This window comes from Croceivirga thetidis (assembly GCF_012272815.1).
Lineage (GTDB): Bacteria > Bacteroidota > Bacteroidia > Flavobacteriales > Flavobacteriaceae > Croceivirga > Croceivirga thetidis.
The window spans coordinates 1709493-1725173 of record NZ_JAAWWL010000001.1 but is presented as its reverse complement, the minus strand read 5'-3'; the positions used below and the strand labels follow the sequence as shown (position 1 = coordinate 1725173).

18 protein-coding genes are annotated in these 15681 nt (G+C 39.8%); 17 read left to right on the top strand and 1 reads right to left on the bottom strand.

Translation table 11 applies throughout. From position 1 onward, the window contains the following. Nucleotides 1-3: 3 nt before the first annotated feature. Nucleotides 4-699, bottom strand: a complete 696-nt coding sequence (locus HCU67_RS07745) for a hypothetical protein (protein WP_168551984.1) — start codon at nucleotides 697-699, stop codon at nucleotides 4-6. A gap of 315 nt (nucleotides 700-1014) precedes the next feature. Between HCU67_RS07745 and HCU67_RS07740 the strand changes: the two genes are divergently transcribed. From HCU67_RS07740 to HCU67_RS07660, 17 genes are all read left to right on the top strand, one after another. After that, the gene (locus tag HCU67_RS07740) at nucleotides 1015-3471 is read left to right on the top strand and encodes a zinc-dependent metalloprotease (RefSeq protein ID WP_246865717.1); all 2457 of its coding nucleotides are present in this window, start codon (nucleotides 1015-1017) and stop codon (nucleotides 3469-3471) included. Between the two features lie 156 nt (nucleotides 3472-3627). Further along, the gene (locus HCU67_RS07735; RefSeq protein WP_168551982.1) at nucleotides 3628-3819 is read left to right on the top strand and encodes a hypothetical protein; all 192 of its coding nucleotides are present in this window, start codon (nucleotides 3628-3630) and stop codon (nucleotides 3817-3819) included. A 91-nt stretch (nucleotides 3820-3910) separates the two neighbouring features. Then, nucleotides 3911-4357 (top strand): hypothetical protein, encoded by a 447-nt coding sequence (locus tag HCU67_RS07730; RefSeq protein ID WP_168551981.1) that lies wholly within the window; start codon nucleotides 3911-3913, stop codon nucleotides 4355-4357. Nucleotides 4358-4472: 115 nt separating this feature from the next. Then, entirely contained in the window at nucleotides 4473-4853 is a 381-nt protein-coding gene (locus HCU67_RS07725) for a VOC family protein (protein WP_168551980.1), read from the top strand. 28 nt (nucleotides 4854-4881) lie between these two features. Beyond that, nucleotides 4882-6051 (top strand): MFS transporter, encoded by a 1170-nt coding sequence (locus HCU67_RS07720; RefSeq protein WP_168551979.1) that lies wholly within the window; start codon nucleotides 4882-4884, stop codon nucleotides 6049-6051. Nucleotides 6052-6100: 49 nt separating this feature from the next. After that, on the top strand, nucleotides 6101-7459 hold the full coding sequence (locus HCU67_RS07715) for an ankyrin repeat domain-containing protein (protein ID WP_168551978.1): 1359 nt from the start codon (nucleotides 6101-6103) through the stop codon (nucleotides 7457-7459). Nucleotides 7460-7465: 6 nt separating this feature from the next. Next, nucleotides 7466-7918, top strand: coding sequence for a histidine triad nucleotide-binding protein (locus HCU67_RS07710; RefSeq protein ID WP_210423646.1), 453 nt, complete (start codon nucleotides 7466-7468; stop codon nucleotides 7916-7918). A 190-nt stretch (nucleotides 7919-8108) separates the two neighbouring features. Further along, complete coding sequence (locus HCU67_RS07705) at nucleotides 8109-8912, top strand: SH3 domain-containing protein (protein ID WP_168551977.1); 804 nt, start codon at nucleotides 8109-8111, stop codon at nucleotides 8910-8912. A gap of 196 nt (nucleotides 8913-9108) precedes the next feature. Further along, complete coding sequence (locus HCU67_RS07700) at nucleotides 9109-9534, top strand: transcriptional regulator, SarA/Rot family (protein ID WP_168551976.1); 426 nt, start codon at nucleotides 9109-9111, stop codon at nucleotides 9532-9534. A 51-nt stretch (nucleotides 9535-9585) separates the two neighbouring features. Further along, a complete protein-coding gene (locus HCU67_RS07695) occupies nucleotides 9586-10011 on the top strand; it encodes a nuclear transport factor 2 family protein (protein ID WP_168551975.1) in 426 nt (141 codons plus the stop codon). Between the two features lie 175 nt (nucleotides 10012-10186). Next, nucleotides 10187-11314 carry a serine hydrolase domain-containing protein gene (locus HCU67_RS07690; RefSeq protein ID WP_168551974.1) on the top strand — a complete coding sequence of 376 codons (1128 nt, stop codon included), beginning with the start codon at nucleotides 10187-10189 and terminating at the stop codon, nucleotides 11312-11314. Nucleotides 11315-11368: 54 nt separating this feature from the next. Further along, nucleotides 11369-12547 (top strand): N-methyl-L-tryptophan oxidase, encoded by a 1179-nt coding sequence (gene solA, locus HCU67_RS07685; protein ID WP_168551973.1) that lies wholly within the window; start codon nucleotides 11369-11371, stop codon nucleotides 12545-12547. A gap of 5 nt (nucleotides 12548-12552) precedes the next feature. Then, on the top strand, nucleotides 12553-13143 hold the full coding sequence (locus tag HCU67_RS07680) for a Crp/Fnr family transcriptional regulator (protein WP_246865716.1): 591 nt from the start codon (nucleotides 12553-12555) through the stop codon (nucleotides 13141-13143). A 73-nt stretch (nucleotides 13144-13216) separates the two neighbouring features. Then, nucleotides 13217-13708 carry a hypothetical protein gene (locus HCU67_RS07675; protein ID WP_168551972.1) on the top strand — a complete coding sequence of 164 codons (492 nt, stop codon included), beginning with the start codon at nucleotides 13217-13219 and terminating at the stop codon, nucleotides 13706-13708. Then, complete coding sequence (locus HCU67_RS07670; RefSeq protein WP_168551971.1) at nucleotides 13705-14127, top strand: DUF2147 domain-containing protein; 423 nt, start codon at nucleotides 13705-13707, stop codon at nucleotides 14125-14127. Before HCU67_RS07675 ends, HCU67_RS07670 begins: the two co-directional genes overlap by 4 nt. Before the next feature lie 35 nt (nucleotides 14128-14162). Next, nucleotides 14163-14525: a hypothetical protein gene (locus tag HCU67_RS07665; RefSeq protein ID WP_168551970.1), complete on the top strand. Its 363-nt coding sequence runs from the start codon at nucleotides 14163-14165 to the stop codon at nucleotides 14523-14525. A 128-nt stretch (nucleotides 14526-14653) separates the two neighbouring features. Continuing rightward, entirely contained in the window at nucleotides 14654-15655 is a 1002-nt protein-coding gene (locus HCU67_RS07660; RefSeq protein WP_168551969.1) for an alpha/beta hydrolase, read from the top strand. The last annotated feature ends 26 nt before the right edge of the window (nucleotides 15656-15681 follow it).

Sequence of the window (15681 nt, the reverse complement as noted above, 5' to 3'; positions counted from 1 at the left end):
TACCTAGTTTGACCTTGCATAAGGGTCAAAACCTTCTGGAAGATACGGTCTCGTATCAAATCCCAATTCTATTTCTTCGTCTTCGATGAAATCGATAGAGTGAATATCAACTACTTCGCTGTACGGATCAAAATTTTCCATTAAGTCTAATTTGTGGTTGTAACCCAATTCAAATACTTCTTCAATAAATTCTACCTCATGAACATTGAAGTACACTTCGTAAGGATTGAAATCTGAAGGAAGATAATCTTCGGTGTTAAATCCAAGTTCAATTTCTTCGTCTTCAATAAAGTCGATGGAGTGAATATCAGCAGGTGCGCTATAGGCATCAAAATCTGCTGGCAAATAATCAGCGGTATCAAAACCTAAATTAATTTCACTTTCTAGTTCGGCTGTTATATCGGAATCAAAATCAAAAATGGCATCGTTTTCTTCGTTACTAGTGTCTAAATATGAATCATATAAAACACTGGAATCTTCTAAATCCATTTCAACTTCAGATTCTACCGAATCTCCATACACACCGCTTACGCTGGTTAATTGGTCTACATTAAAACTTAATAGACTTAATTTGTTCTCAAAGCTACGGCTGGTTGTGCTGTTTTGTACTAAAGGCTCGTAAACCGTACTTTTTTGATCTTCTGCTATGGCTGTTCCACTTATAAGAACACTACCATAAATAACTAATAACTTGTTCATTTTTTTGATTGATTTGATGATTGATGTTATATGCTTATAAGACTAGGCAATTTTCAAAATGTTACACAAATTCAACTTTTTTAACAATTAGCTAATATTCTCTTATCGCAACTATACTGGGCGATACAAGCCGAACCTTTAGTAAAATTCAGGAGTCCCGATGGTTGGGCATTATTAAAAATATTTTTTTGATTAGCACCATTTTAACAGTTTGATTGGGTGATTTTTTGGTTCTTTGATAGAATCGACTAACAAAAAATGATGCGAAAAATGACTCTAAGATTACTTTGCAAAACCCTTTTCTTATGTTTTGCAATGATTTCCTACCAAAATGCTGATGCCCAGCTCTTCAAAAAGAAAAAGAAAAAAACAGAGGCACCGGCTCAAAAGAAGCCAAAAAAAGATGAGAAAATCAAACCTTATGATAAGGTAATCACAAAGGATGCGAAGACCGACGAAGGTCTTTTTCATGTACATAAAGTAGATAGTAAACACTTTTATGAAATTCCTGATTCACTCTTCAACAGGGAAATGTTGATGGTAAGTCGAATTTCAAAAACCGCCACTGGAATTGGTTTTGGAGGTGGCAAAATAAATACCCAAGTGTTGCGATGGGAGAAAAAACCAGAAAAGGTGCTTCTGCGCGTGGTATCATACCAAAACTATGCGGCAGATTCCCTTCCAATTCATGAAGCAGTAGTAAACTCAAATTTCGAACCGGTACTGTTCTCATTTGATATTAAGGCCTTCAATAAAAAAGATTCGTTGAATCCTGCAACTGTGATTCAAGTAGATCCATTGTTTACCAAAGATGTTAACGCCTTGGGAATGCCAAGTTTTTATAGAACAAGGTATAAGGTTAGTCGTATGGATGGGGATCGTAGCTATATTGAATCCATTAAAAGTTACCCTCTAAATGTTGAAGCGAGACATGTGAAGACCTATGCGGCCAAATCAGCGCCAAGTAATCAAAGTTTAGGTTCCATTTCCATAGAAATTAACAACTCAATGATTTTACTCCCCAAGGAACAAATGAAGCGTCGCTATTTTGACGAGCGTGTTGGTTGGTTTGCGCGTGGTCAAGTCGATTATGGGTTGGACGCGCAAAAGAGTAAAACAGTTACCTATTTAGATAGATGGCGTTTGGAGGTCAAAGACGAGGATATTGAAAAATTCAAGGCTGGTGAATTGGTTGAGCCAAAAAAGCAGATTGTATACTATATAGATAGAGCCACCCCCGAATCATGGAGACCTTATATAAAACAAGGTATTGAAGATTGGCAGGTTGCCTTTGAAGAAGCCGGTTTCAAAAATGCAATTATTGCCAAAGACCCACCGACACCTGAGGAAGACCCAGAGTGGTCACCCGAAGATGTTCGGTATTCTGTGGTACGTTATTTGGCATCGCCAATTCCGAACGCAAACGGACCTCATGTGAGCGACCCAAGAAGTGGTGAAATTTTGGAATCTGATATCAATTGGTATCATAATGTTATGAGCTTATTGCGAAACTGGTTTTTTGTTCAGACAGCAGCCATTAATCCTGAGGCACAGGGTACGGAATTTAAAAAAGAAATCATGGGACGTTTAATCAGGTTTGTCTCCGCCCATGAAGTTGGCCATACTTTAGGACTGCCGCACAACATGGGCAGTAGCGTTGCCTACCCAGTCGACTCCCTTCGTTCTCCCAGTTTTACCAAAAAATTTGGGACAGCACCCTCAATAATGGACTATGCCCGTTTTAATTATGTTGCCCAACCAGGTGATGGCGATGTTGCCTTGATGCCTAATATTGGTGTTTACGATAAACATGCTATAAAATGGGGGTACAGACCAATTTTAGACAAGAGTGCTGAGGATGAAAAACCAATTTTGAATGAATGGATCCTGAAACATGCAGGTGACCCCATGTACCGTTTTGGACACCAACAAGTTGGTGACATACATGACCCCAGCTCACAAACAGAAGATCTAGGAGATAATGCAATTAAAGCCAGCGAATATGGCATTGCCAACCTTAAACGAATTGTACCCAAATTGATGGATTGGACTACAGAAGATGGCCAAGATTATGATGATTTAAAAACCATGTACGGCCAAGTTGTTAGCCAATACAGAAGATATATGGGTCATGTTGCCAACAATATTGGTGGTGTTTATGAACACTACAAAACCGCCGACCAAGAAGGAGCGGTTTATACCCACGTGCCAAAAGCACACCAAAAAGAGTGCTTGCAGTTTCTACATAAGCAACTGTTTGAAACACCCGAATGGATGTTGGACAAAGATATTTTCAGTCGTGTAGAGTATTCAGGTTCTGTAGAGCGTATTCGAAACATGCAGGAAAGAACTTTGAATACCATATTAAGTCTTGGCAAACTGGCAAGATCCATTGAAAATGAAACCCTAAATGGTAAAGACGCTTACAAAATCAATGAGATAATGACAGATTTGCGACGTGGTATTTGGTCCGAGACAAGAAGCGGACGTTCAATAGACACCTACAGACGTAATTTACAAAAGGCCCATATCGATCGTTTAGGATATTTAATGACTGCAGAAAACCAAAGAAAGTTACCTGATTTTGGAGGCTATCGTAAATCTACAGTAGTAAACACCAGCCAATCGGATATCCGTTCAGTAGCGAGGGCTGAGTTAAACAACTTAAAACGTGATATTAGAAACGGGCTTTCAAGAATTTCGGATACTATGAGCCGATACCATCTACAAGATGCTCTCGAACGCATTGATATGATTCTTGACCCAAGTTAATTAGCTTAACTAATAAAAATTTAAAGGGATGAACGTGCAGTTCATCCCTTTTTTTGTTAAAAGCCTTCCTTTCACCTACACATTTACGCATTTCACAACTAATCAAAAAAGTGCGTTTTAAGTTTTTTTATCTTAGTAATCCCAAATCCCAAGTATATGAAAGCCTACAAGATTAGAAGCCTAATTTTTTTCTCCTGTTTTGTAATTGCCGCAATTGTTTACTACCAATTCGAGCAACAAGAGAACTTCAAAGAACAGTTTAATCCTTCAGAAGTAGTCGATTTAGAAACCGAAGACGCAGAAAGCCTAGAGGAGGACGAATTGCTACAAAGCAACTACCCTGATTAACACACCCTGTTAAATTCAATCTAAAATTGATTTTGGTTTTAAACCATTTTGACCCAGTTATGTCAAAAGGGCAAACATTAAAATTAAAATCATGAAGAATTTAGTAGTAGCATTGGTCATTTTGACCACAACAATGGGGTTTTCTCAACGCGGAGGTCATCAAGAACACAGAAGACAAATCAAAGCTGATTTGACCGTTGAACAAATGGCGACCCTACAAAGTAAAAAAATGGCATTAGCCCTTGATCTAAACGACAAACAACTAGAACAAGTGCAGGTGATTCACTTAGAGAATGCGAAATTGAAAAAACAAAAAATGGCGGAGCGCAAAGCAAAAAAGGAAGAAGGCACTTTTAAAAAGCCCACCGCTGAAGAAGTTTTTGAACGCCAAAATGCGATGTTGGATCGCAAACTAGCTATTCAGGCTCAGATGAAGGATATTCTTTCAGATGAGCAATATGCCCAATGGAAGAAACTAAACCTAATGCGGCATATGCAAGGCAAAAAGAAAATGCAGAAGGATGGTAGACGAGGGTAGTGTTTTTTGTTGATTAAAAGCCCCGGCAATTGCCGGGGCTTTTTGCTTTTAAGGGGTATCGGTATCTTCGTTTTTATGAAGTTAGGCCATGCAAGGCGACTAAAATTAAAAATCAATGCTACTTAATCAAGTAACCATACCTTCATTGAATATTCCGGCGTCCATCTCATTCTATAAGAAATTGGGGTTGCAACTAATTGTTGAGGCATTACCCCATTATGCACGATTTGTTTGCCCCAATGGAAACACTACCTTTTCGGTACACTTGGTAGAAAAACTACCTGTTGGAGTAGGAGTAATCGTCTATTTCGAATTTGAAAACCTTGATAAAGATGTAAAGACTTTGGTCGAAAAAGGAGTTCAATTCGATGAAATGCCTAACGACAAACCTTGGCTTTGGCGTGAGGCGCGTTTAAAAGATCCTGATGGCAATCAACTGATTTTTTATCACGCAGGTGAGAACCGACTAAATCCACCTTGGCGCTTATCGGTTTAGAATTCAACTTGTACTATCTTTCTTTTTCATGAAAACACCAAAACACATCTTACCCATCATTGTGTTGGCACAATTTTGCTGTACCTCACTTTGGTTTGCCAGCAACGCCGTTATGCTAGATTTGGTGGCTAATTTCGGGTTAAGTGACGCGGCAATTGGCAACCTAACCTCCGCCGTGCAATTTGGTTTTATTTCGGGCACTCTCCTTTTCGCAATCATGACCATAACCGATAGATTTTCACCCTCTAGAGTTTTTTTTATTTGTGCCTTGTTTGGTGCATTGTGCAATGCTGCGTTGTTATGGCCAGACAACACCATTGGCACTTTGCTCGTGTTTCGTTATCTCACTGGTTTTTTCTTAGCGGGTATTTATCCTGTGGGTATGAAAATTGCCGCAGATTATTACGATAAGGGTTTAGGTACTTCATTGGGCTATTTAGTAGGTGCACTGGTTGTTGGCACTTCCTTTCCTCATTTATTGAAAAATTTTGATGAAAGTTTGTCATGGCAAAGCGTTATTTCAGTTACTTCTGTTTTGGCGTTTTTTGGTGGATTAGTACTTTGGGCAATGGTTCCCAACGGACCGTTTAGAAAGCGGAGCCAAAAACTTCAGTTAAACGCTTTTTTTAAGGTATTCCAAAATCGAAAATTTAAAACGGCTGCATTCGGATATTTCGGTCATATGTGGGAACTCTATACTTTTTGGGCCTTTACCCCATTCCTGCTCCAGACCTTTTCAGTAACACACGCCACAAAAATCAATATCCCACTATGGTCTTTTGTAATAATAGGTGTTGGCGGTTTGGCCTGTGTTGTTGCTGGCTATATGTCAACAAATCGAGGACCAAAACTTGTGGCCCGTTCTGCACTCCTGCTTTCAGGAATTTGCTGCCTGCTTTTACCCCTGTTCTTCCTTTTGGGTAATCAAACCTTGTATATAGCTTTTCTGGTGTTCTGGGGAATGGTTGTCATTGCAGACTCCCCCCTATTTTCCACAATGGTAGCCCAAAATGCCATTCCAGAGTTCAAGGGTACCGCCCTGACCATAGTAAATTGTCTGGGCTACACGATAACCATTATCAGTATACAGTTTCTAAGTTTTCTAACCCAATACTCAACCTCCATTTGGGTATATACTTTTTTGGTCTTGGGTCCAATTTTTGGCCTTTACCATTTATTTTCAAGGAATTCTGGCTAATTCGTACTTTTAAGTACAATTCCACATCAATCAAAATCATCAATCACCCATGAAAACTACTGCATTGGTTTGCCTGTTTCTCGCTGGTTTATACACAGCAAATTCTCAAACCATCTATCGCACTGCTTGCCAAGGCAATATTGCTCGGTTAGATAGTTTGTTGATAACGAATGATATTAATACTCAAGACCAACGGGGACGTTCACTATTACATTGGGCCGTAGGCTGCGGTAAAAATGAAATGTTCGAACATTTGGTCAACAAGGGCATCGACCTCAATTTAGAAGATAACGAAGGAGCAACTCCACTTTATATGGCTGTGCGATTTCAAAATGAAGTACTTTTTAACCGTTTGGTGGAACTGCTTCCTGATACCAGTTGGAAACCCACCTATGGTGGTTTACTATTTGAAAAGGCAATCTTAAACCGTGACCTAAATTTTGTCCAAAATTTAACCGTATCTGGCATTGACCTGGATGTCACCAATTCTAAGGGCAGCACCCCATTGGAAATCGCTATGCGCATTCAGGCTGATTCTATTACAGATTGGCTCAAAGCCAATGGTGCAAAACCTGAATTGGTGCGCAAAATAGTTGCAAAAGGCCCGTATCTTGGACAAGAACCGCCAGGTAGTACCGCCAAAGTATTCGCACCCAATTTTATTTCGACCGAAGAATATGAGTTCGGTTCCGTGTTCAATAAAGCCGGCACCGAATTCTATTATGGAGTCGATACTGGTAACGGTAATGAGATTCGGTATTCTCGGTTGGAAGGCGAAGAATGGTCAAAACCTTTTACTCTATTGGCCCACGAACGCTATGGCTATAACGACCCTTTTTTATCGCCTGATGAAAAACGATTGTACTTTATTTCGAACCGAACTATAGATGGCCAAGGGGAAGCTAAGGATATCGACATTTGGTATATAGAAAAAGAAGGTAATGGCTGGTCTCAACCCATCAATGCTGGACCCAACATCAATTCTGAAAAGGAGGAATACTACATCTCCTTCACGAATGAGGGTACGATGTATTTCGCTTCAGATAAAAATCAATCCCATCATGACATCTACTTTTCCAAGTATGTTGATGGTGAATTCCAAAAGGCAGTCAAATTAGGGGAAGCCATAAATACAGAAGCCTATGAAGCCGACGTATTCGTTAATCCCAACGAACAATATCTCATTTTCTGCGCCCAACGTAACGAAGGAATGGGTCGTGGCGACCTGTACATCAGTTTTAAACAAACCGATGGCAGCTGGTCAACTTCGGTCAACATGGGTGAAAAGATAAATTCGGAAGGCCATGAACTATGCCCGTTTGTTACCGCTGATGGTAATTACTTGTTTTACACCAGCAAGCAGGATATATATTGGATAAGTACTTCTGTTTTTGAAACCCTAAAATAAAAGGTCATGAAAATAGTCTTAGTTAGCATTTGTAGTTTGGTACTATTAAACATGAATGCCCAAAGCGAAGCCTACCAAAAACAAAAGGCTGAAAAAATAGCAGCTGGTTCGGTCTTTACCAAAATTGTTAATCGCGAAGCACCAGCCACTATTGTTTATGAAGACGAGGATGTCATAGCCTTTTTGCCTCTTCGACCACAAGCGAAGGTTCATTATCTGATTGTACCAAAAAAGGAAATCCACACCGTCAATGATTTGGAAGAAGAAGACGCCTTGGTCATGGGTAAGCTTTTTTTAGTGGCCAAAAAACTAGCAAAGCAGTTCAATATTGCAGAAACGGGATACCGATTGGCCATGAATATTAATGAAGATGCCGGGCAATCGGTTTTTCATTTGCACCTTCACTTTTTGGGTGGGGAAAAATTACCACCCATGCTTCCAAGAAAAGAAAAGGAGTAAAAAATCGATAGCACATTCAAGCCCAATAACCCTGTTAAGGATTTTGTAAATGCCGTAGTTGAACCCAAAAATCTCCAGATTCATCGATGATATGGGCTTCTGCCCAACCAGTTAGCGTAGATAAATTGAACCCGGTTCAAATAGACCTTTAAATAGGTCAACGTTCTTTTAATAATTAAAATCATTACTGATGAAAACAAGACAGATGTTATCAATCCTTACCTTACTAGCCATCTGTTTGTTTACCAACGCCCAAGAAAAGCCGCATTGCGTTTTTGACGATTGTGGTTTTGAACCCGGGCAAGTTGTTTACCTTTTTGGAGACCATGTTCATTTGCGTGAAGCACCTTCAACTGAGAGCAAAGTGCTCAAAACCCTGCCCATTGGCACACATTTGATTGTCAAGGAAAAGCATGAAAATTCATGGCGCTACAAAGGTGTTGACCACCATTTTTACAAGGTCAATTTTATGGGAAAAGAGGGGTATGTGCTCGGGGGGCTACTGGCCTTAGAGAAAAAATCAATTCACAATACGGTTCATTTATTCGGTAGAAGTAGAACCGATGGTGTTGATTATTTGTTGATCCGCAGTTTGAATGAAGACGGCAGTTTTACTGAAAAGGCCACGCGCTTGGGCAATGGTCAATTTCATTTGACCAAAATGGGATCAAAAGGGCTGCCCGATATTGAGGGAATCCTATATGTGGACTATTTAGCTAAAGACGGTGCAAAAGAAGGAGGTGGTATTTACCTCTTTCAACAAAAAGGGCGCTTATACCATGTGGCACGACTTTCACAGATATTGGACCATGGCACTTCTTATGTATGGGAAGAGTTGATTTTTCCAGAAGATGAATACGGAATTGCCGGAAAGATTCGGTACAAAAAAGAAGTGGGCGAATATTTTGATGATGCCAGCAATTGGAAAAAGACCAGTGTTGAAACCAAAGAACTGGTATGGGTCAATAGCAATTTGGGCATGGTGCAGCAGTAGAATATAGAATCAGCCCGATGACAATTCGGGCTGAATTTTCTTAAGCTCCACTTATTTCAGGCAAAAAAAATATCTTCCTACAGTTTTAAAATTCCAAATCCCAAATACAGTTCCAAGAAAAGCGATAGTATCGTTGGTCAAAAGAGGAGAATAAATTTTAGTTGTCTAGCTAACTTTTATTATGTAGCTTTGAATTGTGGAAAAACACGTACTCTATTTTGAAATAGAATTGGCGGCCAGAAAGATTCGAAAGTTTGGGCAGGAGATTATGGACCAAAACCAATTGGGCATTACCGTAGAGCAATGGTTGGTACTAAAGGTGGTACATGAACACCAAAGCATCAATCAATCACAGATTGGAGCTTTGTTGGTAAAAGATAAGCCCACGATTTCTAAAATGATTCGCAGTTTAGAAAATAAAGGAGTCATTAAAAAAATGCGTTCAAATCTTGATTCTAGGGCCTTTGACATTTCCCTTTCAGAAAAAGGAAATGAATGGATGACCCGATTGATGCCCTTAATTGAAGAAATTCGATTTAAAGGACTTAAGGGACTAAAAAATGAAGAACTATCCACTACCATCGACGTCTTAAAACGTGTGACCGAAAATATCGAAAACTAAAAAATTTAGACATATAGTTGTCTAGCTAACTTTTATTTAAATCGTAAACAAATGAAGTACCCAATTATCGTTTTGACCGTATTCTTGGTCTCCTGTACAACAAAAGCACAAAACCCTATGGAAAATGAAATTAAGACAGCGCTAGGCCACTATTTAGAAGCAGGCGATACCAACAATGCAGAACAACTGCGAGACTACCTGCATACGGATTTTAGGGTCTTGCTCTTCGACGCCACCAAAGACCAAACAAGTATTCTTAATAGAGAGACTTATGTAAAGTTTATTGACCAAAAGAAGTTCGGTGGATATCCACGAACTGTAGAAATTCACGCCATCGACACCATCGGAGAGAACATGGCAACGGTCAAAGTAACACTAACAAGCCCTGGCAAACCGACCTTAAAGAACTTCTATTCCTTGGTAAAAACTGCAAACAAATGGGCTGTTGCCCAAGACTTTGTAGTGATGCAAAAATAAGCCCTTCAACAGCAGTGAATTTCTGCTTAAATTCGATTAGTGCGTATTCCGGTTAACTCTGGTTATACGCACTTTTGTTTTTACTTTCGTGAGACTCCAAATCCGGTTGTAGCATAAATTTTCGATTCTGCATCGTCTTGATTTGGTTTTTGATTTGAAACTCCAAAACTTAACAATGCGAACTAAAACCGTAGCCTCCTTCTTTTTCCTTTTCACTTTTTTACAAACTGCATTCTGTCAAAACCGAGGAACGGATGAAACCGTGAATGCAATCCTCACCAAATACGGAAAGGTATTTGTAAAGGACAAAAGCATTAGCTCAGCCACGATCGGAATTTACCAGAAGGGTGAAATATACACCCAACATTTTGGCGAATTGCATAAAGGCCAAGGTGATACCCCTACAGATGAAACAATTTACGAGATCGGTTCGGTCACCAAACCCATGACAGGCTTTCTCGTGGCCAAGGCCGTTTTAGACGGTAAGCTACAACTATCAGATACTGTACAAAACTATCTCGAAGGTGACTATCAAAATCTATCCTATCAAGGCGACCCTATTACCATTCAACATCTCTTGACCCATACTTCTGGATTACCAACCTTCTTGCCCAAGGCTATGGGACCGCTTTTTGAAAACTTGAATGACGATGTACCCACCCAATATTTCGAACTGGAAAAACAATACGACAAAACCCGGTTTTTTGAAGATTTAAAATCAATTCAACTTGTTGAAAAACCTGGCACTACTTACAATTACTCCAACGCTGGTGTTGACCTATTGGGTCATATTTTGGAACAGGTCTATGACAAGGATATTGATTCCCTATTAAAAGAAAATCTGTTCACACCGAACCAAATGGAAAATACAGGTATCCACTTACCAACAACTAAATTGGATAACCTCACCCAAGGTTATTGGAAAACCAATACAAGTCTATCGCCAAATCAGTTGAACACCCTATGGGCCACAGGAAGTGGAGCAAAGTCAACCATAGTTGACATGCTAAAATTCATTGCCTTACAATTAGACCAAAATAATGCCACTGTTCAAGAAAGTCAACGTGTGCTTTTTGAAGGTGAAGAACTTTTAAAGGTGGGCTATCTATGGCGGGTCTGGGGAGATAAATACGGTCGTTCGTATAACCATCATGGCGGTACTACTGGAATGCAAAATTGGTTGTTCATTTTTCCAAAATATGATTTGGGCATTTCCATTATCACGAATCAGAGTGGACCCAAGACTCCGGGTAAATTGAGCAATACCGCTCAGAAAATTTTGAAGGCCTTGGTCAAGGCCTAGTTTATTGAATTCTGAAAAAGACTATTTTTAATGCAAAGCTGCATTGCATAAATAATGGCCAATATCCTCCCTCAAAATACCTTTGATGTCATTGTAATCGGTGTGGGAAGTATGGGTTCTTCCACCTGTTACCATATGGCCAAGCGAGGCTATAAAGTGCTTGGTTTGGAACAGTTTGATATTCCCCATGAACTCGGCTCCCATGCAGGCCAAACCCGAATCATTCGAAAATCCTACGGTGAGGCAACGAATTATGTACCCTTATTGGAGCGTGCTTATGAAAACTGGTCCACCTTAGAAGAGGAGACTGGAACCCAAGTTTTCTTTAAAAACGGCATGGTATACTTCGGTACTCCTGATAGTCCATTCTTGCAGACGGTCAAAGAATCCTCTGTGCAATACAACATTCCCATAAACCAGCTTTCAGCAGAAGAATGCCGAGAGAAATACCCTCAATTCAATCTCCCTTCAAATTTTGAGCGATTGGAAGAGCCCAATGCCGGCTTTCTGACCCCGGAACGCTGTATTTTGTTAATGGTTCAACAAGCCCTGTTTCATGGGGCAACCATTAAGACCCGTGAAAAGGTCACCCATTGGAAGCAAGGACAAGACACTATAACCCTCAATTCTGACAAGGCCACTTATCATGCAAAAAAGTTAATCATAACAGCGGGACCATGGACCAGTAAGTTGGCGACCGATCTTGCTCCCAAATTGACGATAACCCGACAACCCTTAGCTTGGGTACAACCTAAAAAGTGGATGGAATTTGATAAAGCCAAGTTTCCTTGCTGGTTGATACGCAATGGTGGCCGTGATTTTTATGGATTTCCTATTGTTCCTGTAGGTCAGTTTGGTGGCCCGTTGGGATTAAAACTGGGCATGCACCATCCAGGTGGTGAAGCTACCGACCCGGACAAGGTTGACAGAACTCCACGAGAGGCGGATGAAAAAGCTCTAGTCGAATTTTTAGAGGAGTTTATTCCCGATGGATATCAAAACACCCTTGTAATGAAGACTTGCCTATACACGAAGACGGTGGATGAACATTTTATTGTGGATTTTCTACCAAACAGCAATAAGAACATAGTTGTTGCCAGTGGTTTTAGTGGCCATGGTTTTAAGTTCGTCAGCGTTATTGGTGAAGTCTTGGTTGACTTAGCTATAGAAGGTAGTACTAACTTTAATCTGGACTTTTTGAGTCTTACCAGGTTTACCGCTAAAAAAAACTAAAGCAAATGGATACCCCAGATTTGGATGGATTTTTTGATTACGTCAACACGATAAGTCCGATATCCGATAAGGCGTTTATGGCCTTAAAGCCAAATCTCAAATTTGTTGAATTAAAAAAAGGAGAGTTTTTTGTAAAAGCAGGGGAAATCGCTTCAACCATTGGTTTTTTGACAAATGGGCTCGTACGCGCTTTCTTCCTTAATCAAGAGGGTAGGGAATACAGTAAGCAGTTTTTTATGGCGCCCTCTATTATCGGAGCCTATACCTCTCTTTTGAACAAACAACCCGCAAGGATAGCACAACAAGCTTTGACCGACTGTGAAATTGTTGTTTTGGATTACAAAAAACTGGAGCAAGCCTATGAAAATTTTCACGATTTAGAACGGTTGGGACGAAGGGTTGCTGAAAGCTATTTCATGGAAAAAGAACAAAAAGAATTGGAAATGGCTCTTTTAGATGCGGATAAAAGATATTTGATTTTAAGGGAACGTTTTCCAAAAATTGAAAATTTGGTTCCCCAATATCACATAGCTTCATATTTGGGCATATCCCCTACCCAATTAAGTAGAATTCGAAGAAAATTGATGCATTCCTGAATTTCTTTACCTATGTAAATGTGAAGTTGGTATCGCCGTTGAATCTTTGCCTCACAACAAAAAAGATACCCAAATGAGATATGCTATTTACTTTGCCTCAATTATAATTTTTTCAATTTTTATTGGGAGTCAATTGGCCGAAGCATTACTATTGGTACCCTATTGGAAAAGTCTAGAATCTACTGCTTTCTATGAATACTATGCTAATTTTGGTCCGTCCATTGGTAGGTTCTATACCGTTTTGACCATTTTGGCCATATTGACACCCTTCAGTGTTAGCATCTATTGTTTTGTTCGAAAGGAGAAGGCGTTGTTACCTGCATTACTTTCGAGTGTCTTTGCTGTTGGCTTCTTATTACTCTTCTTCTTCTATTTTAAAAACACTAACAATCAATTTTATAAAGCAGTTTATAGCAATACACACTTGCTAGAAGTATTGACAATTTGGGAATTTTGGCATTGGCTTAGGATTCTTTTCGAATTTTTGTCATTAACTTTTCTGTGTTTAACATTTTTCATTTTGCAAAAACCTAAAAGTTTAACCCCAAAACCACAATACAAATGAAACTATTTGGACTATTTTGTTTATTTCTATTTGCCAATTTAAGTCTTGCACAAAACATAACTGGTGAGTGGGAAACCTACGATGATGAAACCCAAGAAAAGAAAGCGCTTATTAATATTTACGAAAGTAATGGCAAGTACTTTGCAAAAATCGTTAGGAGTTATATCAGTGATCAAGACGCCGTCTGTGAGAACTGTAAAGGCGACAAAAAAGACCAGCCCATAGCCGGATTGGTCATCATTGAAGGATTAGAAGAAGATGGTGATGAATACAATGGTGGCACCATTATGGACCCCGAAAATGGAAAGACGTATAAGTGTTATATTGAACTGATGGATGATGGCAAGTTAAAAGTACGTGGCTATCTAGGCATCTCCCTTTTAGGCCGCACTCAGTATTGGCGTCGAAAAGTTAGCTGACCCATCGAATAAGAAATCATTAAAATCATCAAAAAATGAAAAAATCAACGCTCTTGCTAGCCTTGTTATTCAGTCTTCCAATACTCGGTTTTGCACAAACAGAATTTGAACTGAAACCCTCTCAAAGTATGCTGATGACCGGTAAAGGTCCCGGTCAAGATGGCACAATTAATCCGTATGCTGGTCAAGACTGTTTTGCCATTGTTGACAACATAGGCACTTCAGAAGTTTCGGTAAGGGTTCAAAAAATGGGTGAGGTCATTAGTACCTTTTCCATTCTTGGGGGTAATTCCTTCACCTTTAAATTACTCAAAGACCAAGAACTTTATCTTGATGCCAATGAAAATGAAATGGTCAAAGCACGAGTAAGTTATGCACTTGAAAGGCCAAAAGAATAGCATTGTTTGAAGCTTGGAATAAATAGTAGATACTAAAGTCGGTACAACAATTATCATCGATTGGTCGTTGCTTCATTAAACCTTTTTAATCTGATTAGGTCTAAAGGGTAAATCCCAAATCAACAGCTATGAAACAATTGCTATTTTTTGTTTTACTTCTTCTTTTCAGTTGCAATACGGACGATGGCGTAACTGCATCAACAGAGAATTCAGAAGGTGAAAATACCACTGGGGCTCCTACAGTTCAGGCCAATGCCACCTATACAGTCAGCGTAACAGAAAATATTGAGTATGCCCGCGGGCTTAGCCATACTAGTATCAATAGTGCTGAAACGACCAGTGTACCACTATATCTAGATGCCTATACTCCAGTTGATGCTGGCCCGAATAGACCGATACTTATGCTCATACATGGTGGTGGATTTATAGGAGGTTCCAAACAGGGTGTTATGGCAAGTTTAGCGCAATACTTTGCTGAACGTGGTTGGGTTGTATTTTCTATTGCATATCGACTACAAGCAGACCTAGGGACAATTCCCCAAGAATGGGAGGCTTATGGAGATCTGGTTGATGCCGAATTTCTGGATCAGTTCTTTGCCATATATCCGGCGCATCGCGATGCAAAAGCTGCAATGCGATGGATCGTGGCCAATGCAGCATCTTATGATATCAATTTAGACTACATAACTGTGGGCGGAGGTTCTGCGGGTGCCATAACAGCAATCGGAATTAGTGTTTCTGAAGATGGTGATTATACAACGGAAATTAGTTCGACCTTAGATGAAACCTTGAACACCACAAATCTTGGGGAAAGCTATGAGGTAAAAACCATTCTTGATTTTTGGGGTTCTGACATTTCCGTTTTTGCGCTGGAAGAAATTTATGGGTTTCAACGGTTTGATGCCAACAGTCCTGCCCTATTCATTGCCCATGGCACAGAAGACCCTACCGTACTTTTTGAGGAGGCCCTAAAGCTTCGTGACATATATGAGGCAAATCAAGCACCCTATGTGTTCTACGAATTGACTGGGCTTGGTCATAGTGCATGGAACGCAACGGTCGAAGGTAAACGTTTGGAAGCATTGGCCCTTGACTATATGGTGGAGCAACAAAGTCTTTTATTGGAATAAAGAGGGGTACATTACGGTATTGTTCA